This is a genomic window from Hydrogenophaga palleronii NBRC 102513, assembly GCF_001571225.1.
GTDB lineage: Bacteria > Pseudomonadota > Gammaproteobacteria > Burkholderiales > Burkholderiaceae_C > Hydrogenophaga > Hydrogenophaga palleronii.
In genome coordinates, this window is record NZ_BCTJ01000100.1 from 1 (window position 1) to 1,104 (window position 1,104).

Below are 1,104 nucleotides of genomic sequence, written 5' to 3' on the forward strand. Positions count from 1 at the left end.
GGCCGGCAAGGTCTTGCCTTCCAGCACCTCCAGGAAAGCCCCACCGCCGGTGGAGATGTAGCCCACGTCCTTCTCGATGCCGTACTTGGCAATCGCCGCCAGCGTGTCGCCACCACCGGCGATGCTGAAGGCGCTGCTCTCGGCGATGGCCTGCGCAATCGCCTTCGTGCCGCCTTCGAACGCGGCGAACTCGAACACACCCACCGGGCCGTTCCAGACGATGGTGCCGGCCTGCTTGAGCTGCACCGCCAGTTTGGCCGCGGTCTCGGGGCCGATGTCCAGGATCAGGTCGTCGTCGGCCACTTCGCTGGCCGGCTTCACCGTGGCCGGTGCGTCGGCGCTGAAGGCCTTGGCCGTCACCACGTCGGTGGGAATCGGCACCTCGGCGCCACGCGCCTTCATCGCCTCGATCACCGCCTTGGCTTCGTTCAGCAGATCGGGTTCGGCCAGGCTCTTGCCGATCTTCAGGCCGGCGGCCAGCATGAAGGTGTTGGCGATGCCGCCACCGACGATGAGGTTGTCCACGTTGTTCGCCAGGCTCTTGAGGATGGTGAGCTTGGTGCTGACCTTGCTGCCGGCCACGATGGCCACCAGCGGGCGCTTCGGCGCGGCCAGGGCCTTGGCGATGGCGTCCATCTCGGCCGCCAGCAGCGGGCCGGCGGAGGCGATGGGCGCGGTCTCGGCGATGCCGTAGGTGGTGCCTTCGGCGCGGTGCGAGGTGCCGAAGGCGTCGTGCACGAAGATGTCGCACAGCGCGCCGAGTTTCTTCGCCAGTTCGGGGCTGTTCTTCTTCTCGCCCACGTTCAGGCGGCAGTTTTCCAGCAGCACGACTTCGCCGGGGGCCACCGAGAAGTCACCGTCGATCCAGTTGGCCACCAGGCGCACCGGGCGGTCCATGAGTTCACCCAGGCGCGCGGCCACGGGGGTGAGCGAGTCTTCGGGCTTGAAGGCGCCTTCGGTGGGCCGGCCCAGGTGGCTGGTGACCATCACCGCGGCGCCGGCGTCCAGCGCCATCTGGATGGCCGGGATGCTGGCGCGGATGCGCGTGTCTTCGGTGATGCGGCCGCTGTCGTCCTGCGGCACGTTGAGGTCGGCACGGATGAA

Annotated in this window: 1 protein-coding gene; it reads right to left on the reverse strand. The window is 68.4% G+C overall.

Translation table 11 applies throughout. From position 1 onward, the window contains the following. Positions 1 to 1,104: phosphoglycerate kinase (locus HPA01S_RS22435; protein ID WP_066273733.1), on the reverse strand; the 1,104-nt coding region annotated here is incomplete at both ends.